This window comes from Kosakonia cowanii JCM 10956 = DSM 18146 (genome assembly GCF_001975225.1).
Lineage (GTDB): Bacteria > Pseudomonadota > Gammaproteobacteria > Enterobacterales > Enterobacteriaceae > Kosakonia > Kosakonia cowanii.
This window is the reverse complement of record NZ_CP019445.1, coordinates 2,263,038-2,287,164: the sequence shown is the minus strand read 5'-3', so window position 1 is coordinate 2,287,164 and position 24,127 is coordinate 2,263,038. Positions and strand designations below refer to the sequence as shown.

Sequence of the window (24,127 nt, the reverse complement as noted above, 5' to 3'; positions counted from 1 at the left end):
CAACAACCGACGGAGGATGGATCACCGCCGCCGTGTAAAGAGAATGTGCCACTCCTGTGTTCTAATAAATTCCAGTAATAATGAATATAAACAGTGACTGGCATTAAGCCAGTCAAAAAATGTGATGCAAGCGACTTTCTGAAAGGTTCAGGAAATCATACTGGCGGGATCGCCGGGTTAGCTTTTATCGGGATCCTCGTAACGCTTTTTCGCATCCAGCGCTTCCTGCTCCGAGGGGTGTTCGCTGATCAATGAGTCCGGCTTCGGATGATCCGCGCGCAGTTCATACCAGGTGACAGTCGCGTCGCTGGGTCCCTTCTCAACAGCTACAACACGGGCTTCACGCGGATAGGGCGGTTTAGTCGGCATAGCTTATTCTCCTTTTGTGGTTAGAGAGATAAGTATAGTCAAACGTTTCGCTAACTGGCGCGCGCCAGCCGTAAAGCCGCCTCAATTTCTGCCACCACCGCCAGCGGCGGCTGCGCGGCATCCACCACAAAGTGTGCCGCATCGCGGTAAAGCGCATCGCGGGTGGCGAGCACTTCGCTCACCTCTTCGCTGATCGGCTTGCCGGTCAGCGTAGGGCGTAGCCCCTCTTGCGGAAAGGCTTCCAGCCGTCCTGCCAGCACATCGACCGGCGCGCAGAGGTAAATCACGCGCCCGTGCTCGCGCATAAAACGGCGGTTATAGTCGCTGAGAATAATGCCGCCGCCGGTGGCGATGACCAGAGCGGGTTCGGTCACGGCTTCAAGTGCTGCCGTTTCGCGGGCGCGAAAACCGGCCCACCCCTCCTGCTCTACGATTTGCGCAACGGTCTGCTGCGCCTCTTCCTGCAACCAGCTATCGGTATCGATAAACTGGAAGCCCTGTGACAGCGCCAGCGCCCGGCCAACAGTGGTTTTACCGCAGCCGCGTGCGCCGATGAGAAAGATGGGTAGCGTCATGAGCAGGTTGTTCCTCCAGGCCCCCGGTTGGGGGACAACAATAAGATGGCGATGATAGCACTAAACCAACGGCGCGTGCTGCGTAAGAGTAACGTTACACACTCCCAATTTTGTGCATTAGAACGTTCTGGCGCAGCCATTGAGGCTGTAAAGTTTCCGTGGCATCACCTGTAGCGGCAACCTTACTGGAAGTGATAAAAACTGACAAGCCCGGTTACGGTGTCTGGCGGCGCTGGCGCTCAAGCAGCCACTTATCGAGCTGCGCGGCGAACTGCTGGCGATCGCGCTGCGAGAGGGAGTCCGGGCCGCCGGTCTGAATGCCGCTGGCGCGCAACGTATCCATAAAATCGCGCATGGTCAGCCGCTCGCGGATGGTCGCTTCCGTGTAGCGCTCACCGCGCGGGTTAAGCGCTGCCGCCCCTTTTGCTATGACCTCCGCCGCCAGCGGAATATCGGCGGTGATCACCAGATCATCCGTCGCGCAGAGGCGTACGATTTCGTTATCGGCAACGTCAAAGCCTGCCGGCACCCTGAGCGCGCGGATCACCTTCGAGGGCGGCACGCGCAGATTCTGGTTAGCGACCAGCGTTAACGGCGTCTGTGTCCGCTCCGCAGCGCGAAATAAAATCTCTTTAATCACATTCGGACAGGCGTCCGCATCAACCCATATCGCCATGGTGACTCCTTTTTGTTTCGGCGCATTGTCCCTTTAATTGCCCGCCGGGGAAAGCAGAGATCCTTTCGCCCTCGCCGGAAAAGCGCGTTAAGCTATGAATCACATGCAATAACAAGCAGAGAGGGACGTGATGGAAAAGAAAATCGGTTTTATCGGCTGCGGTAACATGGGTAAGGCGATTCTCGGCGGGCTGATCGCCAGCGGCGAGGTGAAACCGGGGCAGATTTGGGTTTACACGCCAACGCCTGATAAGGTCGCCGCCCTGCAACAGGAGTATGGCATTAACGCCGCGCAAAGCGCGCAGGAAGTGGCGCAGATCGCCGATATTGTCTTTGGCGCCGTGAAGCCGAACATCATGGTGAAAGTGCTTAGCGATATCGCCTCCAGCCTGAACAAAGAGACGCTGGTGGTCTCCATCGCGGCGGGCGTAACGCTCGATCAGCTGGCGCGCGCGCTGGGCCACGACCGCAAAATTATCCGCGTGATGCCGAACACCCCCGCGCTGGTTAACGCCGGGATGACCTCCATCACGCCAAATGCGCTGGTGACGTCTGAAGATACCGCCGATGTGCTGACCATTTTCCGCTGCTTTGGCGAAGCGGAAGTGATTGCCGAAGGGATGATCCACCCGGTAGTCGGCGTCAGCGGCTCGGCTCCGGCGTATGTGTTTATGTTTATCGAAGCGATGGCCGATGCCGCCGTGCTGGGCGGTATGCCGCGCGCGCAGGCCTATAAATTTGCTGCGCAGGCAGTAATGGGTTCGGCGAAGATGGTGCTGGAAACGGGTAAACACCCTGCCGAACTGAAAGATATGGTCTGCTCGCCGGGCGGCACCACCATCGAAGCGGTGAAGGTGCTGGAAGATAAGGGTTTTCGCGCTGCGGTGATGGACGCGATGGCCGCCTGTATGGCGAAGTCGGAAAAACTGAGCGCGTAAAAGGCAGCGCCACGGCGATAAGACCGTGGCGCGAACGTTACGAGAGGAGTTCGCTGGCCGCACGCATGGTCAGCGGCTCCTGCATTTTCAGCACCAGTTCCGCCGTGGCAGTGTTCTCGCCGCAGCTCAGCACCGCTTTCAGCATCCCTTCCTGGCCGTAGAGCACGGCAAAACGTTTATTCTCAAACGAGCCCAGCATCTTCATGCTGTCCCACTCGCGGGCATATCCGAGGTATTCAAAACGCGTGCCGAAGTGGGTAGTCCAGAAGAAGGGCACCCGATCAAAGGGCTGTGATTCACCGAGCATATTGAGCGCCGCAATGCGCCCCTGCTGCTGCGCAACGCGCCAGTGCTCAATGCGTCGAGGCCCTTCCGGTGCCGGATAGGTGGCGATATCGCCCACCGCCCAGATATCGGGCGCGGCGCGCAGATACTCATCCACCGTCAGGCTGCCATCCTCTTCGTGGGGCAGATCGCCCACCAGATCGGTCGAAGGCTCTACGCCGGTGGCAAACACCACCACATGCGCCGGAATGGTACGACCATCTTTCAGCGCCACGCGCTGCACGTGCTTATCGCCCTGCAACTCCGCTGGCTCGCCGGTCACAAACTTGACGCCATTCTGCTTATGCAACTGCATAAAGTGGCGGCCAATCTCTTCGCCGAACTGTGGCACAAACGGCAGCGCATGGCGCGACAGGACGGTGACATCGACATCCTGGTTACGCAGCGCCGCCGCCAGCTCCATAGCGATAAAGCTGTTACCAACAATCACCAGTTGCTGCTCATCTTCCACTTCACTGAGCAGCGTCTGCGCCTGGTGGATATCACGCAGCACATGCACGCCCGCCAGCTGGTTACCGCTAATCTCCGGCCAGACGGGGCGTCCACCGGTCGCCAGCAGCAGTTTATCGAAGGTAATTTCACGCCCGTCGGCGAGCGTCAGCTGATGCGCTTCAGCATCAAGCGTTGTCACCTCTTGATCAATGTTTTCCACCCCCGGCTGGGCATAGAACGCCTTATCCAGCAGTTGCGGCACTTCGCTGATCTTCATCTTGCCTGACGGCACAAATTTGCTTAGCGCCGTGCGGTCATAGGGCGCTTCGCTCTCTTTATCGATCAGCATCAGATGGCCGTTAAACCCGGCGTCGCGCAGCGTCACCGCCGCCGAGCTACCGGCCGCGCCGGTCCCGAGGATCACTACCGTTTGCGGGCCATCGCCACGAATGGTGTTGTGGGTAGTCGGCGAGAGCGGACGCGGGTTAACCAGTACGCGGTTCTGCTCAATATGCACCGGATACTGCTTCAGGTTTTGCAGCGCCAGCGGCTCGCACCACTCGCCGTTAGTGATATCGAAGTTGGCTTTATGCCACGGGCAGACCAGCCGCCCATCGCATACTGCGCCCTGCTCAAGCGGCGCACCGGCATGGGGACAGCGGCTCTGGAACGCGCGCACCTGGGTTAAGGTGCGGATGAGGATAAGCGAGGTGCCATCGACATCGAATTTCACCGGCTGGTTTTCCGGCAGATCGTTCAGGTCGGTAACATATTGATAATTCATTACTCTTGCTCCCGTATTGGTGTGGCAAAACGGGCGTAACGTCTGGCGACGTACACTCGCAAAGGAAAAAAAGACAACACAGCTCACAAATTAAGCCTGGCAGAGATTAAGCGGGGAGCAACACAACGGCAGAAACACGGTGAGTATGCGGGCGCGATGTACGCCCGCGCGGGGAGGATTACGCCGCTTTTTTCAGGCAGGCGCTCATAAATTTACTGCGGTCATCGCCTTTCAGGGATTGCTGCGTCGCCTGGGCGTTGCATTCGCGCATCCGCTGCTGCTGCGGTGTCAGGCTCTTTTGCCCCGGCTCGGTTTTGGTGCTCTTCAGGCAGTCGCTCATGTAGCTCTTGCGCGCATCGCCGCCAAGGTTCTGCGCCTTAGCCTGCTGGTTGCAGAGCGTCATACGTTGTTGTTGCGGGGTCAGTGTTTTCTCGGCAGCGCTTAACGCCGTCATAAACAGCACACCGAAGATAAGAGTAACGAGGAGTGTGATTTTCATAGCGCCATCCTTCTGTCAATGAACTCTTTAAGGATGGTCCTAATTGGCGAAAAAACCACCCGGCAGCAAAGATTTACCGCCGGGCAGCCCTTACTTGAGGCTCAGCGCCGCTTTCATGGTGTAGAAGAGATCGGTCTGATCCGTCAGCCCCACCACGTTCGCTGCATGCGGGCCGTACGCCGCAATGCGCACCTGCGTGCCGGTATGCTCCATCGACTCCTCTTCCGAGTTGCCGTAGGTCATCGCCATTACCGCGCCATCTTTGGTGGTCAGCGCCTGGCTCAGGCCTGGTGCTTTGGTATCTGCCGGGATGATCTGGCTGGCATGGGCGTGGTCTGCGGTGACGATCACCAGCGTATTGCCATCTTTACGCGCAAACTCCAGCGCTTTCTGTACCGCTTCGTCGAGATCAACAGTTTCACCAATCTGGCCGCACGGGTTCGCCGCGTGATCCTGTTTATCAATCGAAGCCCCTTCCACTTGCAGGAAGAAGCCCTTCTCATTTTTGCTCAGCAGTTCAATCGCTTTTTCCGTCATCGCCGCCAGCGTCGGCACGCTGTCGGTGCGTTTCGGGTTTGGCGTACAGGTCACGGCAGGTTTATCCAGGTTGCCATGCAGAGAGGCTTTCGGTCCCTCCCAGCGCACCGGCATATTACCGTCGGCAAACAGGCCGAGCAGCGGTTTATCTTGATTGGCTGTACTGATTGCTGCAAGCGATGCGGCATCGTTCACCAGCTGGTAACCGCGCGCCTGCGCCTGCTCGCGTAGGGTTTTGCCCTGCCACTCACCGGCGGTGGCGGTTTCACTGAAGGTTTTTGCCCCGCCGCCGAGCGTCACGTCCGGGCGCGCGTTCAGCAGTTGTTCGGTAATCGAGCCTTTGCCGCCCTTCTCCAGCGCGTTAAGCGCGCACTTCTCGCTGGTCACCGTCGGGCCGTAGCAGCGGCGAGAGATAACATGGGAGACCAGTGCGGCAGGCGTCGCGTCCTGCAATTCAGCAGTGGAGACGTCGCCCGTCGCCAGACCGGCGGCTTTTGCCATCTCAAGGATGGTCATATGATCGTTGTCGTGGATATCGACGCCGAGCGCACCGTTATAGGTTTTTACGCCGGTGCTCCACGCTGTCGCCGAGGCGGCAGAGTCGGTGACGTAATCAGGTTTACCGCTTTTTTTGTCCAGCGAGTAGTGGGTGTACTGGCCGGTCAGCGGCAGCGCATCAATACCTTTAAAGAAACCGCCCGCCCCTTCGGCATAATTTCGCGCGGCGGTAATTTCGGAATCGCCCATGCCGTCGCCAATCAGCAGAATAATATTTTTGGCTGGCTTGTCATTCAGGGAATCACGCAGGGCGGCAGTCTGGTCGCCCGTCAAACGGCGTGCGCCACCGGGCGCGGAAATATCGCCGTGAGCTGCGCGGCTTTCAAGAACCGGCGCTACAGATGATTCTGCATAAATAGCAGGCGAGGCAAGCAGGGATAATAGTGCAAGATATAACGCGCTCTGTTTCACTTAATATTCTCCATGTACAAATACTTAAAGAAAATAAAACAGAGCGACTATAGGCAGCCCAGATGACAGTGAGATGACAGATGTTACATGCTAACGCGGGCTCAACTGCGAGGGTGCCTTAAAAGCTTTTTTACGTATTCTTGCAGCAGCTCTGAGTCTCTGGATAAAGGCTGATCGTCCGGCAGAGCCTCTGCCAGCGCGCCTTCAACGCTTAAAATGAGCGACTGTTGCTCGGCGGCCGCCATCTGGCGCAGCAGCGCGGTGACGACAATTTCCAGCGCTTCAACCTGGGCGACCAGCTCCTTCGACTCCTCTTCCTTCTCCGCAAGCTTGACCAATAACTCAGCAATGAGATTTTTCATGGCGCTATTTCCTTTTGAGATGTTGCATGAAGTTAGCACTCGATTTAGTAGTTGCAAAGGAGATGCATCTATTATTTTTGCGCTTTAATTCACACTGTTAGTAAGGTCATTGGGGAAATAACGGCGTCGCGGGTTGGGAAGTATATAAAGAACCAGGAGGCGCAGGCCGGAGATCTATTTCCGGCCTGCGTTTAGCGTGGTTGCCGCACGCGGCGAAATGCCCGTGCCAGCTGTATCAGGTTAATCAGCACCACCACCGCCGTGGCGGCGAAGACCCAGCGAAAGCCAGCCATCGCCGAGACCGAGGCGCCCATCAGCGGGCCAGCAACATTGCCAAGATACATAAAGGATTGGTTATAACCAAAGATGCGCCCGGTGACCTGCTCGCTGGAGTACTTCAGCAGCAGCGTCTGCACGGCGGGCAGCATCGCGCCATCGGCAAAGCCGAGCAGAAAGCGCAGAATGCCAAGCTGCAATGGCGAGGTAACAAAGGACATGGCGAAGAAGAGCACAATCGCGCAGGCGAGCGTTGCTAACAGAATGCGCGAGGTGCCGATGCGATCGCCCAGTTTGCCAAGCCTTGGTGCCGAGAGCAGCGCCGACACGCCGGGAACCGCGGCGATAAGCCCGCTAAGAAAGGCGATATTGGCGGTATCGGGCGACAGTGACTGGACAAACAGCGCGAGGATCGGGCCAATCGAGCCGTTACAGAGCTGGATCACCATGGTGGTGACAAAGAGGCTGATCACCAGCGCCGGATAGGGCAGCGTCGAGAAGACTGCTTTACCGCTGAGGCGCTCGCCCTTCTTCACCTTCGGCCTGCCCCCCTCTTTAATCAGGAACAGCGTTACCAGAAAGCTCACCATCAGCAGCATCGCGGTGATGATAAACACCGTGCGCAGGCCTAAGTGGTCAGCGAGAAAACCGCCCATCAGCGGGCCGCCGATCACGCCGCTGATCTGCGCCGTGGAGAGCGTACTGAGCGCCCAGCCGCTGCGCTCGCGCGGCACCTGCGAGGCGACCAGCGCCATCGCGTTAGGAATATAACCGGAGGTCAGCCCCATTACGCCGCGCAGCAGAAGCAACTGCCAGACGTTGGTGGCGAAGGCCTGTAGCAGAATGGCGATCGCCATCCCCAGCGAAGCGCGCAGCAGCATCAGCTTGCGCCCTTTGCGGTCCGCCAGGCTGCCCCACATCGGCGAGACAATCGCCGAGATGAGAAAAGTGATGCTGAAGGTTAGCCCTGACCACATCGACAGCGCCTCGTGCGAGGTCACACCCAGTTGCGCCACGTAGAGCGGCAGAAACGGCAAAATCTGGCTGATGGCAAGCCCGGTAAAAAAGCAGCCGAACCACACCGAGATAAGATTGACCTTCCAGGATTCCATAAATACGCGTAATCACTCAGGTTTAAAAAAACGGCGCATAGGGTAGCAAGAATGCGCCAGCGATAAGTTACCAGATATGCGCTTAGCCGCACTTTGGAGTTTTATCTCTCAACCCACGCCTAATGGCGCAGGCGCGCGGAGAAAAACCGTAAATGCTAAGCGCGATATGCTTAGCGACAGAGGCCGTAGCCGCGCATGCCGAGATGGAAATGATCCGCGTGCGCGGCGTTATACTCCGGCCCGAGGCCATTACCATAATAACCGCAGCTGGCGCTAAGCATCGCGCGCAGCCAGGGTTGTGTACGCGTCTGCCGCCAGCCGCGCAGGACAGAAACCTGCTCGCCATTCGCCAGCCTGAAAGCGCTGATATCGAGCGCTTCCGCGCTGGCATGTTCGCTGCGCCGCGCATCAGCGCGATTGTAGATATTGCGGCAGGCGTAGCTGCCGACGTGATCGATGCGCGTTAAGGCGCTGCCCATCATCGTTTGGCTTAGTGGCCGCGCCTGCTGCTCGACAAACAGCGCCGAGCTGAGCGCCAGCGGGCAGCTCGCCAGGAAGCTGCTGCTCAGCTTCACGGCACCGAAATCTTTAACCCGCACTACGTTAGTTAATGGGCAGTCGCCGCCGCTGTCCGCCACCGCGACGGAGGAGATAAGCCGCTGCTGATTCGCCTGCTTCAGCAGCGCGGCGCACGCTTCAGGCGTTAAGCGCCGCAGTTTGAACTGGGTGATGCGCCCCGGCGGATCGCTCAGCTGAAGCGGGGCAAAAGGGTTGTACCACGCTGGCAGCGCGCGGTAGCCCGCATAGGCGCCGCCGATAAGAATAGCGATTACGATCAGGCTCTTCCCGCTCACCTCTCCTCCTCTTTTTTCTCCAGACATTATGGCAGAAGGCCGCGAATCGTGCGTTTTGACGTGATATCGTATGGGTTTTCTCATCAGTGTGAGTGATTGTTGAAATGGCAAAACTGCGGGTAGGGGTCGTCTTCGGCGGCAAATCGGCGGAGCATGAAGTGTCGTTACAGTCGGCGAAGAACATTGTCGATGCGATGGATACATCGCGCTTTGAAGTGGTGCTGCTGGGTATTGATAAATCAGGGCAGTGGCATATTAGCGATGCGCAGAACTATCTGCAAAACGCCAGCGATCCGGCGCGTATCGCGCTGAATCCGTCGGACAACAGCGTGGCGCTGGTGCCGGGCGTCGCCGAACAACAACTGATTGCGGCGGATAACCGCTCGCCGCTGCCGAATGTTGATGTTATTTTCCCGATCGTTCACGGCACGCTCGGCGAAGATGGCTCCCTGCAGGGGATGCTGCGCCTCGCCAACCTGCCGTTTGTTGGCTCCGATGTGCTCGCGTCCGCAGCCTGCATGGATAAAGACATCACCAAGCGCCTGCTGCGCGACGCCGGTCTGGCCATCGCGCCGTTTATCACCCTGACGCGCGCCAACCGCGACAGCTTCAGCTTTAGCGACGTGACCGCGCAACTCGGCCTGCCGCTGTTTGTTAAACCCGCCAACCAGGGCTCATCCGTCGGCGTCAGCAAAGTAACCAACGAAGCGCAGTATGTTGACGCGCTGCGTCTGGCCTTTGCTTTCGACAAAAAAGTGGTAGTAGAGAAAGGGATCGTCGGGCGCGAGATCGAGTGCGCGGTGCTGGGCAATGATGAGCCGCAGGCCAGCACCTGCGGTGAAATTGTGCTGAACAGCGAGTTCTACGCTTACGACACCAAATACATTGACGATCAGGGCGCGCAGGTTGTGGTGCCGGCCGCCATCGATCCCGAGACCAACGAGAAGATCCGCGCGATCGCCATTGAAGCGTATAAAACGCTGGGCTGCGAAGGGATGGCGCGGGTGGATGTGTTCCTGACGCCGGACAACGACGTGGTGATCAATGAGATCAACACCCTGCCCGGCTTCACCAATATCAGCATGTACCCGAAACTGTGGCAGGCGAGCGGCATCAGCTATAGCGCGCTGATCACCCGCCTGATTGAGCTGGCGCTGGAGCGCCACCAGCAAAGCAGCGCGCTGAAGATCTCCATGAACGATTAAGCGTTACTCGGTACTTTCCGTCGCCTCATTTTGCGCGGGGCGGCGGATAATCAGCCCCGACAGCCAGAACCCTATAAGCCAGGTCACCAGCCCGACGGCATAGGTTTGCCACCCTTTTGCTTCAAATCCCAGCAGCCCGACCACGCCATTGAGAATAAAGATCAGGCCGATCGCGAACGCGTAGTAGTGCCAGTCACGGCGAATTTTCTCAGGCAGCTTCATGACAACTCCAGCAGGTAAAGGGCGCATCATCGCACAGCGCGCGGGCTGAGAGTGTGTGCTGTGCGGTAATTCCGAAATGTTACTGAAATAATTAATACGTTACAAAAATGTGATGACTCACAAAAAACGCTTCCCTGGGATCCTTCCCGCTCCGAAATTATCACCATTCTGATGTTGACAAAGCGGGACTGGTGCCAAACTAACCAGGAGTTACGGCTCTGAGCCTATCTTCCCTGAGCGTTTAAAAGTAACGAGTACCGGAGGTCTTATGGCTGATTTTACCCTATCAAAACCCTTTACTAAGGGCGCGAAAAAACGAGACACCTCCAGACCGGGTAATATTGCTTACGCCGTCTTCGTACTGCTCTGCTTCTGGGCAGGCGCGCAGTTGCTTAATCTGCTGGTGCACGCGCCTGGCGTGTTTGAACACCTGATGCAGACGCAGGACGTCTCCCGTCCCCACGTTGAGATGGGTATGGGCGTAGGCACGATTTTCGGTCTTGTGCCGTTTATCGCCGGCAGCGCGTTTCTGGGCGTGATCTTCCTCGTCCTGCGCTGGCGTAGCCACAATCTGCGCTAATTGCGCGCCATGCAAGCGGCCCGACGATCGTCAACGCGTTTCGCAAACCACGCCGTGGTTAAGTTACGCGTGATTTTCGGGCTCTCTAACTGAATCCCCGGTAGCATCTCGCGCGGCAGCGCTTTTCCGCTGCGCTTGTCCGCCAGGCGATAAATCTCCCGATAGAGCTTCGTCTCTTCAAACTCCTGGCTGTCGCCACGCTCAAGCTGGCGGCGAATATCCCGATCGCTCATCGCAAGCTGCGCGCCCAGCGTCTGTACTGCACGCTCGGTGGTGCCCGCTTCGCGGCTGCCATAAAGGATCAGATCGCCATCCAGCGCCAGCTTAATGCCCGTCACTTTGCTCACTGCGTTCTGGAACGCCGCGTTACGGCTGGCGTAGAAGCCGGCGTTGTAATCGGCGAAGCGGTAGATAGGCGCGCTGTAGCTGGCCGGGTAGTTAAGCAGATGATAGGTGCCGAACCACAATCCGCCGCGGCGGCTGAAGACCTCCTGGCGCACGGTGCCGGACATCTCCCACGGGTAGCCGTCAGTGTGCTGCTCGGCAAAGGAGACGCTCACCTGCATCGGCCCGCCGGTGTGCACCGGGTTATAAGAGCCAAACAGCGTCTGCCCCATCGGCACCATATTGATCATGTCGTCGAAGATCGCGCTCAGCTCGCGTTCGGTGCGCACCTTATCAAGCCGCTCGCTGTAGCTTTTGCCGTTGGGCGACGGGATTTTCAGCGCCGTGTGCACCAGCAGCGCTGGGATATGCAGCTGCCCGGCGCGCTTGTCGATCTCTTTCCAGGCAATCTTATTGAGCCCCGGCACCACCGGATCGGACTGGTAGTTGGACTCCTGCTGCGCCACCGCTAATACGGAGCAGATATTCTCCAGCGTCGGCGGCAGCTTCTGGCTTTTAAAGGTAGTCGCCAGATCTTCAGCCCAGCCGTCGCGATCTTTAACGCTCGCGGGAATGGTGTTACGCACCACGCTTGCGACATCCAGCGCCTTCGCCTTTTTAGGCTCCTTCGCGGCCTCTTTATCATAGAGCGAGCCCTGCGAACTACACCCGGCGACAATCAGCGCCGCCAGCAACCAGCTAAAACGGGGTACGTAAGACATAACCTTCCTTTGTTAATGGCACTGAGAGGCGACAGGAACGAACTCCTGATTATCGACCTCACGCTCAAAACTGCGCAAACGTTTATAGATAGACATCAACTCCACCAGTGTCGTCCACGAGGTGATCAGATACTGGAACGAGCTGCGCACCTGTTCAAAGACGTTCGTGATCTGCTGCATCAACCCGAAGGTAATCGCCCCGGCTGCCAGCGTCGGGAAGAGCATAACCAGGCCAAACACTGCGTCAACCTGGAGATAGAGAATGCGCACGACGTTGAAATAGGTGTAGTGGAAATAGAGCCGAAAGTAGTTACGACGCACGGCGTTAAACAACTCCACCACCGTATGCGGCCGCGCACGTTCAGCATCATCTTCACCATAGACCAGCTCTTTGCGGTACGCCGCTTCGACGCGCTGATTTTTAAATTGCAGACCGGGCAGCTTGATGCCCACCACGCCGAGCACCAGCGTGCCAAACAGCGCCCAGCCGATGGCGGCAAACACCAGCCCGTAAGGAACATGCCCAATAAGCGGCAGCTCCGGCACGTGAGGCGAGAGCGCAATCAGCACCGGCAGAAAGGCAAAGAGAGTCATAATGGCGTTGATAAAGCTGGTGCCCATATCCTCCAGCGTGCTGGCAAAGCGCATGGTGTCCTCCTGCACACGCTGCGCGGCGCCCTCAATATGGCGCAGCTGCTGCCAGTGCGCCATATAGTATTCGTTCATCGCCGTGCGCCAGCGGAACACATAGTGGCTGACGAAGAAGTTATTCAGCACCGCCACCGTCACACCAATCAGCGCGATGCCCAAAAAGACGCCGCTACCGCTGTAAAATTTCTCCAGCGGCACGGTATTGGGCGCGGTAAGCGCCTTTTGGATCAGATCAAAAAAGGGCTGATACCAGGCGTTGATGGCGACGCTCACCTCCACCTGAAACCAGGTGACGAAGATAATCAGCGCGGTGCCGAGAATCGACCACCGCTGCCAGCGATGGGGCGAGTAGATATACCAGAAAGCGGCGAAGAGGCAGACGCAGAGCGCGTAGTAGGCGTAGAAGAGCAGAAAGTTGGGGCTCCAGAAGCGCGCGGCGCTGATTGGCACCTCGCTTGATATGCCGGTCAGGTGTAACAACCAGCGCTCGCCGCCTGCCAGCCAGAAAACAATGGCGAGAAGCGTCCAGATAAACGCCGAGGCAAAAAAGGGCGTCGGCCGGGGGAAAAAGGAACGAAACATAGTGCTCTCCTGGGTCTTTCTTATTCTTTACGACGTGTGCTGTGTCATGCTCGCGGCCAGCGACAAAAAAGCGCCGCGGGTGCGGCGCTGGCTCGTTTAATCAGACCTCAGGTTAACCGTTTAGTGGCTTTGCCAGTCATAAACAATTGTATCGACACTTTTCACCTGCACCGGGTTGTCCGGCACGATGAGCGTGCGCCACACCTCGTTGTAGTGGTCAATAAGCGTGGTCGCCTTCGCCGCCGCGCGGTCAGCAGTGGTGTGAGCATCTTCCGCAACGGTAATCGCGAAGCCTTTGCTGGCACCGTTTTTCAGCGTGGTATCGACACAGTAATCCGTTGCACAGCCGCAGATAACAAAGCTTTCGATCGCCCGTTCACGCAGCAGCGCCTCCAGCCCGGTTTTATAGAAGGCGTCGCAGGCGGTTTTGGTGACGTAAAAGGCGCTGGCTGGCTGGGTTAACTCCGGCAGCAGCGCAAAACCTTCACTCCCCTCCTCCAGCCCGCCCGCTTCGGCATGCTGGATAAAGATCACGGTCTCTGCCACCGCCGTCAGCTGATTGATCCGCGCGACGCACTGCGCGCGCTGATGACGCGGTGTGGCGAACACGCCGTTTTGCATATCGACCACCATCACTACCCGTTGAGCAACCATTGCCTGCCTCCTGTTTGGCGAAAAACGGAGCTTACCACAGCCCACGGCGGCGGCGGTCGACAGAAAAAAATGCTCTTATTTACCTGGCGTTACGGATTAGGGCGAAACATTCCGCTTTTCGCCCCTTTGCAACGGCACGCAAGTAGTATAAATACGCTCTATCTTTCCCCGTGATTAATGGATCCTTTCGTTGAAACGTTGTCTGCTTCTCTGTGCGATGTGGTGTGCGCTGGGCCTGACCAGCGTCCGGGCGGCGCAGCAATCCCCCGACCCGGTGTTTGCTTCTGAAATTGTCGATCGTTATGCCAACCATATCTTCTATGGCAGCGGCGCAACCGGCATGGCAATGGTGGTGATTGACGGCAACCAGCGCGTCTTTCGCAGTTTCGGCGAAACCCGTCCCGGCAACAATGTGCGCCCGCAGCTCGACTCGGTGGTGCGCATCGCCTCGCTCTCCAAGCTGATGACCAGTGAGATGCTGGTGAAGCTGCTCGATCAGGGCCGCGTGCGCCTTGACGATCCGTTAAGTAAATATGCCCCGCCTGGCGCGCGCGTACCGACTTACCAGGGCGCGCCGATCACGCTGGTTAACCTGGCGACGCACACCAGCGCCCTGCCGCGTGAACAGCCCGGCGGCGCAGCGGTGCGTCCGGTGTTTGTCTGGCCGACGCGCGAGCAGCGCTGGAACTGGCTTGCCACCGCCAAACTGAAAACCGCGCCGGGCACCCAGGCGGCGTATTCCAACCTGGCCTTTGATCTGCTGGCAGATGCGCTGGCGCGCGCGGCGGGAAAACCCTATCCGCAGCTGTTTGAAGAGCAGATCACCCGCCCGCTGGGCATGAAAGACACCACCTTTACCCCGTCGCCGGATCAGTGCAAACGGCTGATGGTGGCGGAAAAAGGCGCCAGCCCGTGCAACAACACGCTGGCGGCGATTGGCAGCGGCGGCGTCTACTCCACGCCCGGCGATATGATGCGCTGGATGCAGCAGTTCCTCTCCTCCGACTTTTACCACCGCGATACGCAGGCCGACCGGATGCAGACGCTGATCTACCCGCGCGAACGCCTGACGAAAGTGGTGGGAATGGATGTACCGGGTAAAGCCGACGCCCTCGGTCTCGGCTGGGTCTATATGGCCCCGAAAGAGGGTCACCCGGGGATTATTCAGAAGACCGGCGGCGGCGGTGGGTTTATCACCTATATGGCGATGGTGCCGCAGCATAACGTTGGCGTGTTCGTGGTTATCACCCGTTCACCGTTGACCAAATTTACCAATATGAGCGACGGCATGAACGATCTGGTGAGTGAGCTGAGCAACAATAAACCGGTGGCGATCCCCGCCTCCTGATGAAGTAACAGGCAGGCGCATTGCCGCCTGCCTGTGGCTTAACGGCGATTTTGGTAAAACGGGGGATTATATTTTCGGCTACAATGCCGCCATCTGTTCCATAAATCTTAGGCATATCATGACCGATTTAATCACCCGTCCTCGCCGCCTGCGTAAAACCCCTGCGCTGCGCGCCCTGTTTGAAGAGACAACACTGAGCAAAAACGACCTGGTGCTGCCGATCTTTGTTGAAGAAGAGCTGAATGATTACCAGGCGATCTCCGCCATGCCCGGCGTGATGCGCATTCCGGAAAAGTATCTCGCCCGTGAAATTGAACGTATCGCTAAAGCGGGTATCCGCTCGGTGATGACCTTTGGTATTTCACACCATACCGACGACACCGGCAGCGATGCCTGGCAGGAGAACGGCCTGGTGGCGCGCATGTCGCGCATCTGTAAAGAGACGGTACCGGAGATGATCGTGATGTCCGATACCTGTTTTTGTGAATACACCTCCCACGGCCACTGCGGCGTGCTGTGCGAACACGGCGTCGATAACGACGCAACCCTGCTGAACCTCGGTAAGCAGGCGGTGGTTGCTGCGGCAGCCGGGGCGGACTTTATCGCGCCATCGGCAGCGATGGATGGCCAGGTGCAGGCGATTCGCAAGGCGCTGGACGCGGCGGGCTTTAAAGATACCGCCATCATGTCCTACTCCACCAAGTTCGCCTCCTCCTTCTACGGCCCGTTCCGTGAAGCGGCCGGTACCGCGCTGAAAGGCGATCGTAAAACCTATCAGATGAACCCGCTGAACCGCCGCGAAGCGATCCGCGAATCGTTGATCGACGAAGCGCAGGGCGCCGACTGCCTGATGGTGAAACCGGCGGGGGCCTACCTCGATATTCTGCGTGATATTCGTGAGCGCACCGAACTGCCGCTGGGCGCATACCAGGTGAGCGGTGAGTACGCGATGATCAAGTTTGCCGCCCAGGCGGGTGCGATCGATGAAGATAAAGTGGTGATGGAGAGCCTCGGCGCCATAAAACGCGCAGGCGCGGATCTGATCTTCAGCTACTTCGCCCTCGATCTCGCCGAACGCGGCCTGATTTAATTTTCCCGCTCTGCCTTCTGCAATGCCGGATGGCGGCTTATGCCTTATCCGGCCTACATAATTCGTGGCCCGCTTTACCGTATGTTCGTCTGTCCTGCCTTTGTAGGCCGGATAAGCGTAGCGCCATCCGGCATTTCACCGCACTCCCCCCTGCCGGATGGCGGCTTGCCCCTTATCCGGCCTGCAATAAATGCTCATAACGTCATTGTAATGAAATGTAAGCGTCATCTTCTCCCGCTACTGTCAGCGGCAAGACGGGAGGAGAAATCGCCATGTTTAGTCTCGACAATGTACTTGAGGATCTCTGGCCGCAGGCCAGACCGGCACCCTGGCAAAAGAACCTGCTCAGGCGTCTGCTTTACGAACAGGAGTTCCAGCAATTCGCCGCCCAGCACCGCCACCTGAAAGGGCTGGATATGGTGGAACATGTCCTCGACCATCTGCAAATTCGCTGTACCATCCCCGCTCACTGCCTCGAACAAATCCCCGAACATGGCCCGCTGGTGATTATCGCCAACCACCCGACCGGTACGCTGGATGGGCTGGCGCTGATGTATGCCGTCTCGCGCGTGCGCCGCGATGTCAAAGTGGTCACTAACCGCCTGCTGAGCCACCTCGAACCCTTAAGTTCGCTCTTTATCGCAGTGGACAATATCGGCGGGCGCACCACCAAATCGGCCCTACAACAGATGGAAAACCAGCTGCAATCCGGCGGCGTGCTGATCTTTTTCCCGGCGGGCGAAGTGTCGCGCCTGACCCGCAAAGGGATTCGCGATAAACGCTGGCACGCCGGGTTTATCAAGCTGGCGAACAAGTTCCGCGCCCCGCTGCTGCCAGCGTGGATCGATGCCCGCAACAGCGCGCTGTTTTACGCCAGCGCCCTGCTCTCAGACACCCTGCCGCTGCTGCTGTTGATGCAGCAGATGTTTCGCCGCCGTAACAGCAGCTTGCCGCTCACCCTCGGTCAGCGCATTCCCTGGGAGAACTGGCACACTACCGCCCTCGCGCCGCGCGAGCTGGCCGAGAAGTGTCGCCAGCATCTTCTGCGTCTCGGCAAGGGAGTGCCCGGCACGTTCAAAACCGAATGCGCCATCGCCCGGCCGGAAGACAGAGCCACCCTGCGCCGCGAACTGAGCCGCGCCGAGTGCCTTGGCCGCACGCCGGACGGCAAAACAATCTATCTCTGGCAGCGCAACGGCCAGGAGGATGCACCGCTGTTGCGCGAACTGGGGCGGCTGCGCGAGATCGCTTTTCGCGCGGTGGGTGAAGGGAGCGGCAAACGGCGCGATACGGATCGCTACGATGATCACTACCTGCACCTGATCCTCTGGGATGATGCCGATCTGGAGATCGTCGGCGCTTACCGCTTTATGCCGACGGCGCAGCTTATCGCCGAGCAGGGGCCGGAGGGGCTCTATAGCCATAGCCTGTTTCACTACGATGCACGTATGGCGGAGGTGCTGCGCGAAGGGCTTGAGTTGGGGCGCAGCTTTATTCAACCGCGCTACTGGGGTCGTCGCGGGCTCGATTATCTCTGGTCGGGGATTGGCGCTTATCTGGCGCGCTACCCGCAATACCGTTATCTCTTTGGCCCGGTCTCTATCTCCGGCGGCCTGCCGCCTGCGGCGCGCGATCTGCTGATTGCCTTCTATCGCCTCTGGTTCCCCGCTGCCTGGCCGCTTGCGTCGTCGCGCCGCCCCTGCCCCGCCACCCTGCCCGAGGTGCTGGCGCAGTTTACCGGCGAGGATTACACCGAAGATCTGACGCGGCTGAAATCGCTGCTTGGTAATCTCGGCTGCGGCATTCCCCCGCTCTATAAACAGTATTCCGAGCTGGGCGAGCCCGGCGGCGTGCAGTTTATCGACTTCGGTAGCGATCCCGATTTCAGTAACTGCGTCGACGGCCTGGTGCTGGTGGATTTGACGCGGCTGAAGGCGAACCGCTACGAGCGCTATATTGGTGTGCATCAGGTGCAGCAGAAAGCGGGGTAAGTTCCTCGCAGATTGCCGGATGGCGCTGGCGCTTATCCGGCCTACAAAACCACATCCGCTGAAACCGCGTAGGCCGGATAAGGCGTAGCCGCCATCAGGCAATCGGTGCCGCAGAGATAATGCCGGATGGCGCGTACGCTTATCCGGCCTACAAAACCGCAGTTCCAGCGATACCGGTTTTGCTTTTGTCTGCAATATGAAAGCGAGGGGTTGTGTCCCCGCTGAAATCGGCGAACCGAAGCGTGAATGACAAGGTCTGGACGCCATGGATGGCGGACAGAGGCGAACCGAGACAGGGAGCGAATCCCCGTAGGGGTGAGCAAGTCGAGTCGAGCCGGCCGCAGTCAGGCACGCGGGAGGTGAGCGCAGTGCGCAGCACCGATTTCCTCGCGGGGCCGAGGGGATTGACAAGGGGGGAGCGGTCCCCCCCTTGTCCCGTTCACCGCATAAGAGATTAATGAAACTCCCCAGTGCCTGGTGAACGGAACCATTCCACCAATCCAAACCCATTGCCGGATGGCGCTACGCTTATCCGGCCTACGGGATCGGAGCGGCTTCGTTACCGCATGGCCCCCGCCTCATCTACACTCTCTTTACGTGGTTTCCACCGACACCGTGGAGGAGAGATGGAGAAGAAGTCGCACCGCTATCCGGTGGCTGACAGCCCGTTCTGGCTGCATGTTGAAACAAAGGTGCAGCGCATTGGCTCCGTAATATTGTTTGCGGTAGTGATCGCCGGGCTGCTCGGTCTCTTTTCCCAGGGGTGGCTCAGCGCGCGAAGCGCCCATAGCATTGATGGCAAACTGACGGTGCAGTATGACCGCTACGCCCGCCTGCAAAGCGATATCGATATGCAACTCACCGCCCACGCCTCAAACGAACGCCGCACCGTTTTTATCCTCGGCGGCAACTTTATGCAGGATTTTGAGATCCGCACCCTGCAACCGCAGCCGGAAAAGATGACCAGCCAGAACGGCGAACTGGTGCTGGAGTATGCCCGTCCTCATCCCGATCAACCCTTCACCGTCTGGCTCGGACTGACGCCGCAAACCCCTGGCAGCAGCGAATTGCGACTTTCGTTAAATGACACCACCCAGCTGGCGGTGAAACAGTTTATCTGGCCCTGAGGAGACGGCGATGGATATGGTGTTACGCGCGGTAGCGATCTATCTGGTGTTAATGGTGGTATTCAAAATCGCTGGTCGGCGAGCCTTGTTGCAGATGACCTCCTTCGATCTCATTTTGTTGCTGATCATCAGTGAAGCGACGCAGCAGGCGCTGCTCGGCAACGACTTCTCCGTCACCGGCGCGGCGCTGACCATCATCACGCTGGTGGTAGTGGATATTCTGTTTGGCAAGCTGAAGAAGTACGTGAAAGGGGCAGAAAACTTTATCGACGGCACACCGGTGGTGCTGGTCGAGAACGGTGAAATGCTGCCGGAGAAGATGCGCGAGGCGGATATCTCCCGCGCCGATATTATGCTCTCGGCGCGCAATAACCAGGGCATTGTCGACCTCGCAGAGATTAAATTCGCCATCCTTGAGCGCAATGGTCATATCTCGATCATTCCGAAAAATTCGCCTTAAAAGTGCGCTGCTATACTTTTGCCAGGCAGAATTTTCTTTCGGATGGAAGGGAGTAATATGAACAGTGAAACCACCACATTACAAAGTGAGCGCGTCGCGCCGCTGTTAAAGCTTGAGATCAGCGATCTGGCCGACCGGCTCGGCACGCTGTTGTGCGATAAAAAACTGCGCGTCACCACCGCCGAGTCCTGCACCGGCGGGCAGATCGCCACCGCCCTCTGCGCCTGCGAAAGCACGCCGGAGTTTTACGGCAGCGGGTTTATCACCTTTACCGATGAAGCGAAACAGACGCTGTTGCAGGTGAACAAAGAGACGCTGGCGCGCTGGACGGCGGTTAGCCAGCAGACGGCTTTCGAAATGGCGCAAGGCGCCTGCGACGCCAGCCACGAGCCGGTCAGCATTGCCGTGACCGGCTACACTGGCCCCGACGGCGGCGAAGATGGCACCCCCGCCGGCACCGTGTGGTTTGGCTGGGGCCTGCCGGATAGTGAACCGGTCACCGTCAAATGTCTCTTCGAGGGCGATACCAAAGAGGTGATTGAGCAAGCGGTGAAATATGCCCTCTCAGGCGTGATAACGCTATTAAGTGATTGATTGCAATTTGCTTCTTGTGTGCGAATGCCGGACGATAGGGTCCGGCTTTTTTATGGCATCACTTTCATGACCGAATGGGGAAAAGATGAAAATAGTTGTGCTGGATGGCGGTCTGCTTAACCCCGGCGATCTCAGCTGGGAGCCACTGCATGCGTTGGGCGAAGTCACGGTTTATGACACCACCCCGGCCGATAAAGCCGCGCAGCGCCTGCGCGATGCGGATATCGCCATTACCAATAAAGTGGCGTTTAGCGAAGACCTGCTCGCCCACTGCCCGCGGCTGAAATGTATCGCTGTGACCGCCACCGGCTACAACATTATCGATCTTGAGGCTGTCCGCGCCCGACAAATTGTCGTTACCAATGTGCCAACGTACGGCACCGCCACGGTGGCGCAATTTACCACCGCGCTGCTGCTGGCGCTCTGCAACCGCGTCGGCGAACACGACGCCGATGTGCACGCTGGCGGCTGGAGCAAGTCACAAAGCTGGTGTTACTGGCTGCAACCGATGATCGAGCTGGCGGGGAAACGCGTCGGTATCATCGGCTATGGCCGCATCGGCCAGGCGTTTGGTGCCATCGCCCAGGCGATGGGCATGACGGTGCTCGCCCACTCTACCCGTTCGCGCCCGCTGCCGGAGAGCGCGCAACTCCGCTATGTCGATCTCGACACCCTTTACGCCGAGGCGGATGTTATCAGCCTGCACTGCCCGCTGACGCCGCAGACCAAGGGGATGATCAACCGCGAGGCGCTGGCGAAGATGAAGCGCAGCGCGCTGCTGCTGAACGCCTCGCGCGGGGATCTGATTAACGAGGCGGATCTCGCCGCCGCCCTTAACGAAGGGCGCATTGCCGGGGCCGCGGTGGATGTGCTGAGCAGTGAACCGCCTGGCGCGGACAACCCGCTGCTGAGTGCGAAAAACTGCATTATTACGCCGCATATCGCTTGGGCATCCGTCGATGCGCGCGGGCGCATTCTCGCCACCACGGTGGAAAACGTGCGGGCGTTTATCACCGGCGAACCACAAAATCGTGTCGATTAGTCGCATCAGGATGGCCAGATCGCACGAAAATAAGCGACATGCGTCACACTTTTACATGATGAGCTACGCTTGATAAATCATTACAAAAATATTGCGCAAGGAGATGCCAATGACAACGCTACAGGCTCTTTTTCCACCTCGCCTGCCACAGCAAACCTCTGATGAAAACGTCGTTGTAAACTGGGCGAAAAACGCCACGCTGGCCCCCGCTCAGGCCGTTGCAACACCGGAAAACGAAGCGCAGTTGCAGCAGATGATTGCTGCTGCAAAGGGGCGCATACGCGTGATGGGCAGCCGCATGTCGCCGGGCAGAATGCTGAAATTAAGCGAGCCGGGCGATACGCTGATTGACCTCTCGCGCCTGCGCGGCGTGCTGGCGGTGAGCGATGAGAGCGTCACCTTTGCCGCCGGAACCGTGCTGCATGAGGTGTTTGAGACCCTCACCAGCATGAACCGCATGCTGCACGCCTCACCGGGCGTGATCGATTCACAAACCCTCGCGGGCGCAGTGTCGACCGGCACCCACGGCCAGGGCATGGGGCAGAGCTCGCTGGCTGATGAAGCGCTCAGCATTCGCCTGATTGATGCCCACGGTGAAGCGCACGATATTGAGCGGGACGATGCGGCCTTTGACGCCGCACAGCAGGCGCTCGGCACCCTCGGCGTGATCACCGCCGTGACGCTGCGCACCCGCCCTTCCACGCTCTATACCTGCTTTAAGAGCGCGGGCAACGCCGATAACCTGGCGGAGGATCTGATCGCGTGGAACGACGAGTGGACCTTCAGCAAAGCGTGGTGGTTCCCGGATGAGAACAAGGTGCACACCTGGAACGCGCGCGAAGCGACCGCCGAGGAGCAGGCACTGTGGCGGGACAACCACGGCGAGCTGGTCGAAATGGAGGAGACCGACGAGCAGATGAATGCCACGGTGGATAAAACCCTCGCGCAGATGCGCGATGACACCCGCATTGTCGATGAGAATGGCAAACCGTTTCGCACCGTTACGCGCTTTAAAGATTTCACGGATGTGATTGGCGATATCTACCAGGTCTTCTGCCGCGGCATCGCCACTCCGCAGATCAATATTGAGATCGGCATTCCCATGTCGCGCGTTGCGGCAGTGATTGCGCGCATGAAAGCGTGGCACAGCGAGTCGCAGCCGCATATGCACTACCCGATTATTCTGCGCTGCACCGGGGCCTCCAGCGCCTGGCTTAGCCCGGCTGGCGGGGAACCGACCTGCTTCTTCGGTTTTGTCGTCTACTACGCTGAAGATGGATCGCTCTCCGCAGAGGGAACGGCTTTTTTACGCGCCGCAGAACAGCTGCTCGCCGAAGAGGGCGGCAGACCGCACTGGGGCAAATATTTTGACCCGTCGCTCTACAACTGGCCCGCGCTCTATCCGCAGTTTGAGGCGTTTAAAGCCGTGCGCCGCCGCTTCGATCCGGACGGTAAGTTTATGAACCGCTTTATGGCGGAGGTGCTGTCATGAGCGCCGCCTTCGCCTGGGTCACGCTATTAACGCAGCCGGGCTACCTTCCCGGTGTGGAAGCGCTGCAACAGTCGCTGCGCGACAGCGGCTCGCCGTGGCCGCTGGTGGTGATGGTGACGGAGACCATCGACGCCGCCACGCGCCAGCAGCTGCAGGCGCAGGGGTGTGAAGTGCGCGAAGTGCCGATCGTCGGCCCGAACCCTGCCCTTGCCCACCGCTACGCCAACGCCCGTTTCGCCGAAGTGTGGAGCAAGCTGGCGGTCTGGACGCTGACGGAGTATCAGCGCGTCGCGTTTCTTGATGCCGATATGCTGGTGGTGCAGAACATGGATGAGGTGTTCGAACTGCCGCTCGCCAAAGGGACGCTTGCTGCCTGCCACGCCTGCCGCTGCAATCCGAACCATATTGCTACCTATCCCGACAGCTGGCAGCCGGATAACTGCTACTACAGCTGGGTTGAGGATGCGCAGATGAACGCCGCGCCTCCGGCCTCGGTCGATAACTACCTGAACGGTGGTTTTCTGGTGCTGACGCCGGATCGCGACGTTTATGACGCGATGATGGCGAAGCTGGCGGCGAAAGAGGATATCGCCGAGTGGGTTTTCGCCGAGCAGGATTTCCTCAACGAGGTGTTCCGCGACCGCTGGCTGCCGCTGCATTATGGATATAACGCCCTGAAAACCCTGCCGAAGCAGCACCCGCAGATGTGGGATCTTTCACGGGTGAAGAATATCCATTACATCATCGACAAACCGTGGGACAAATACCCCGAACCGGGCGATAAATATTACGATCTGCACAAAATGTGGTGGCAACATGCCCACGTTGAAGCGTAATTATTGAGAAATCTCCAGGCCGGATAAGCGTTACGCACCATCCGGCATTATCTCCGCCGCACCACTGCCGGATGGCGGCTTCGCCTTATCCGGCCTACGGTAACGAAGCCCCTGAAACCGCGTAGGCCGGATAAGCGGTACGCGTCATCCGGCATTTTCTCCGCGGCACCGATTGCCGGATGGCGGCTGCGCCTTATCCGGCCTACCAAAACGCGCTTTCAGCGACACCGACTTTGTTTTTAGCTCAGATTTCACAGCGAGGGGTTGTGTCCCCGCTGAAATCGGCGAACCGAAGCGTGAATGACAAGGTCTGGACGCCATGGATGGCGGACAGAGGCGAACCGAGCCAGGATGGCGAGTCGAGCCGGCCGCAGTCAGGCACGCGGGAGGTGAGCGCAGTGCGCAGCACCGATTTCCTCG

The 24,127-nt window shown here is 58.6% G+C and carries 25 protein-coding genes; 12 read left to right on the top strand and 13 right to left on the bottom strand.

The window, feature by feature from the left end:
* Window positions 1-177: 177 nt before the first annotated feature.
* From yaiA to BWI95_RS10745, 3 genes are all read right to left on the bottom strand, one after another.
* The gene (yaiA, locus tag BWI95_RS10755) at window positions 178-369 is read right to left on the bottom strand and encodes a protein YaiA (RefSeq protein ID WP_034812321.1); all 192 of its coding nucleotides are present in this window, start codon (window positions 367-369) and stop codon (window positions 178-180) included.
* Window positions 370-419: 50 nt separating this feature from the next.
* On the bottom strand, window positions 420-944 hold the full coding sequence (aroL, locus tag BWI95_RS10750; protein WP_054804568.1) for a shikimate kinase AroL: 525 nt from the start codon (window positions 942-944) through the stop codon (window positions 420-422).
* A gap of 214 nt (window positions 945-1,158) precedes the next feature.
* Window positions 1,159-1,620 (bottom strand): YaiI/YqxD family protein, encoded by a 462-nt coding sequence (locus BWI95_RS10745; protein WP_054804567.1) that lies wholly within the window; start codon window positions 1,618-1,620, stop codon window positions 1,159-1,161.
* Window positions 1,621-1,750: 130 nt separating this feature from the next.
* Between BWI95_RS10745 and proC the strand changes: the two genes are divergently transcribed.
* Window positions 1,751-2,557, top strand: a complete 807-nt coding sequence (gene proC, locus BWI95_RS10740) for a pyrroline-5-carboxylate reductase (RefSeq protein WP_042712193.1) — start codon at window positions 1,751-1,753, stop codon at window positions 2,555-2,557.
* A 37-nt stretch (window positions 2,558-2,594) separates the two neighbouring features.
* On the opposite strand, the gene BWI95_RS10735 is transcribed toward proC, so the two are convergent.
* The 6 genes from BWI95_RS10735 to BWI95_RS10710 all read right to left on the bottom strand — a co-directional run bounded on the left by BWI95_RS10735 (window position 2,595) and on the right by BWI95_RS10710 (window position 8,727).
* Window positions 2,595-4,118 (bottom strand): FAD-dependent oxidoreductase, encoded by a 1,524-nt coding sequence (locus BWI95_RS10735; protein ID WP_054804566.1) that lies wholly within the window; start codon window positions 4,116-4,118, stop codon window positions 2,595-2,597.
* A gap of 178 nt (window positions 4,119-4,296) precedes the next feature.
* A complete protein-coding gene (gene psiF / locus BWI95_RS10730; protein ID WP_042712197.1) occupies window positions 4,297-4,617 on the bottom strand; it encodes a phosphate starvation-inducible protein PsiF in 321 nt (106 codons plus the stop codon).
* Window positions 4,618-4,707: 90 nt separating this feature from the next.
* Window positions 4,708-6,123, bottom strand: a complete 1,416-nt coding sequence (gene phoA / locus BWI95_RS10725) for an alkaline phosphatase (protein ID WP_054804565.1) — start codon at window positions 6,121-6,123, stop codon at window positions 4,708-4,710.
* A 101-nt stretch (window positions 6,124-6,224) separates the two neighbouring features.
* Entirely contained in the window at window positions 6,225-6,485 is a 261-nt protein-coding gene (iraP, locus tag BWI95_RS10720; protein WP_076769455.1) for an anti-adapter protein IraP, read from the bottom strand.
* A gap of 191 nt (window positions 6,486-6,676) precedes the next feature.
* Window positions 6,677-7,873, bottom strand: a complete 1,197-nt coding sequence (locus BWI95_RS10715) for a multidrug efflux MFS transporter (protein ID WP_076769454.1) — start codon at window positions 7,871-7,873, stop codon at window positions 6,677-6,679.
* A gap of 170 nt (window positions 7,874-8,043) precedes the next feature.
* On the bottom strand, window positions 8,044-8,727 hold the full coding sequence (locus BWI95_RS10710; RefSeq protein WP_054804563.1) for an extensin-like domain-containing protein: 684 nt from the start codon (window positions 8,725-8,727) through the stop codon (window positions 8,044-8,046).
* Between the two features lie 104 nt (window positions 8,728-8,831).
* Between BWI95_RS10710 and ddlA the strand changes: the two genes are divergently transcribed.
* Window positions 8,832-9,932: a D-alanine--D-alanine ligase gene (gene ddlA, locus BWI95_RS10705; RefSeq protein ID WP_076770305.1), complete on the top strand. Its 1,101-nt coding sequence runs from the start codon at window positions 8,832-8,834 to the stop codon at window positions 9,930-9,932.
* 3 nt (window positions 9,933-9,935) lie between these two features.
* Here ddlA and BWI95_RS10700 read toward each other — a convergent pair whose 3' ends face one another.
* Entirely contained in the window at window positions 9,936-10,154 is a 219-nt protein-coding gene (locus BWI95_RS10700; RefSeq protein WP_054804562.1) for a DUF2754 family protein, read from the bottom strand.
* A 268-nt stretch (window positions 10,155-10,422) separates the two neighbouring features.
* On the opposite strand from BWI95_RS10700, the gene BWI95_RS10695 reads away from it, so the two are divergent.
* Window positions 10,423-10,734 (top strand): DUF2755 family protein, encoded by a 312-nt coding sequence (locus BWI95_RS10695; protein ID WP_054804561.1) that lies wholly within the window; start codon window positions 10,423-10,425, stop codon window positions 10,732-10,734.
* Here the strand turns inward: BWI95_RS10695 and BWI95_RS10690 are convergent.
* The 3 genes from BWI95_RS10690 to BWI95_RS10680 all read right to left on the bottom strand — a co-directional run bounded on the left by BWI95_RS10690 (window position 10,731) and on the right by BWI95_RS10680 (window position 13,727).
* Entirely contained in the window at window positions 10,731-11,840 is a 1,110-nt protein-coding gene (locus BWI95_RS10690) for a DUF1615 domain-containing protein (RefSeq protein ID WP_054804560.1), read from the bottom strand. The genes BWI95_RS10695 and BWI95_RS10690 overlap by 4 nt on opposite strands.
* 12 nt (window positions 11,841-11,852) lie before the next feature.
* Window positions 11,853-13,073 (bottom strand): peptide antibiotic transporter SbmA, encoded by a 1,221-nt coding sequence (sbmA, locus tag BWI95_RS10685; protein WP_076769453.1) that lies wholly within the window; start codon window positions 13,071-13,073, stop codon window positions 11,853-11,855.
* 120 nt (window positions 13,074-13,193) lie between these two features.
* Window positions 13,194-13,727, bottom strand: coding sequence for an isochorismatase family protein (locus tag BWI95_RS10680; RefSeq protein ID WP_054804559.1), 534 nt, complete (start codon window positions 13,725-13,727; stop codon window positions 13,194-13,196).
* Between the two features lie 190 nt (window positions 13,728-13,917).
* On the opposite strand from BWI95_RS10680, the gene ampH reads away from it, so the two are divergent.
* The 9 genes from ampH to BWI95_RS10635 all read left to right on the top strand — a co-directional run bounded on the left by ampH (window position 13,918) and on the right by BWI95_RS10635 (window position 23,707).
* Window positions 13,918-15,075, top strand: coding sequence for a D-alanyl-D-alanine-carboxypeptidase/endopeptidase AmpH (gene ampH / locus BWI95_RS10675; protein WP_054804558.1), 1,158 nt, complete (start codon window positions 13,918-13,920; stop codon window positions 15,073-15,075).
* Between the two features lie 118 nt (window positions 15,076-15,193).
* Window positions 15,194-16,165, top strand: a complete 972-nt coding sequence (gene hemB / locus BWI95_RS10670; RefSeq protein WP_076769452.1) for a porphobilinogen synthase — start codon at window positions 15,194-15,196, stop codon at window positions 16,163-16,165.
* 272 nt (window positions 16,166-16,437) lie between these two features.
* Window positions 16,438-18,156 (top strand): bifunctional ornithine lipid synthase OlsF, encoded by a 1,719-nt coding sequence (gene olsF / locus BWI95_RS10665; RefSeq protein WP_076769451.1) that lies wholly within the window; start codon window positions 16,438-16,440, stop codon window positions 18,154-18,156.
* A 626-nt stretch (window positions 18,157-18,782) separates the two neighbouring features.
* A complete protein-coding gene (locus BWI95_RS10660; protein ID WP_054804673.1) occupies window positions 18,783-19,283 on the top strand; it encodes a hypothetical protein in 501 nt (166 codons plus the stop codon).
* Between the two features lie 10 nt (window positions 19,284-19,293).
* Window positions 19,294-19,743 carry a DUF421 domain-containing protein gene (locus tag BWI95_RS10655; protein ID WP_023478242.1) on the top strand — a complete coding sequence of 150 codons (450 nt, stop codon included), beginning with the start codon at window positions 19,294-19,296 and terminating at the stop codon, window positions 19,741-19,743.
* A gap of 57 nt (window positions 19,744-19,800) precedes the next feature.
* Window positions 19,801-20,337, top strand: a complete 537-nt coding sequence (locus BWI95_RS10650) for a 2-oxo-tetronate isomerase (RefSeq protein WP_076769450.1) — start codon at window positions 19,801-19,803, stop codon at window positions 20,335-20,337.
* 85 nt (window positions 20,338-20,422) lie between these two features.
* Window positions 20,423-21,379, top strand: a complete 957-nt coding sequence (locus BWI95_RS10645) for a D-2-hydroxyacid dehydrogenase (protein WP_054804671.1) — start codon at window positions 20,423-20,425, stop codon at window positions 21,377-21,379.
* Between the two features lie 109 nt (window positions 21,380-21,488).
* A complete protein-coding gene (locus tag BWI95_RS10640; protein WP_076769449.1) occupies window positions 21,489-22,871 on the top strand; it encodes a D-arabinono-1,4-lactone oxidase in 1,383 nt (460 codons plus the stop codon).
* Entirely contained in the window at window positions 22,868-23,707 is an 840-nt protein-coding gene (locus BWI95_RS10635; RefSeq protein ID WP_076769448.1) for a glycosyltransferase family 8 protein, read from the top strand. Before BWI95_RS10640 ends, BWI95_RS10635 begins: the two co-directional genes overlap by 4 nt.
* Window positions 23,708-24,127: the final 420 nt, after the last annotated feature.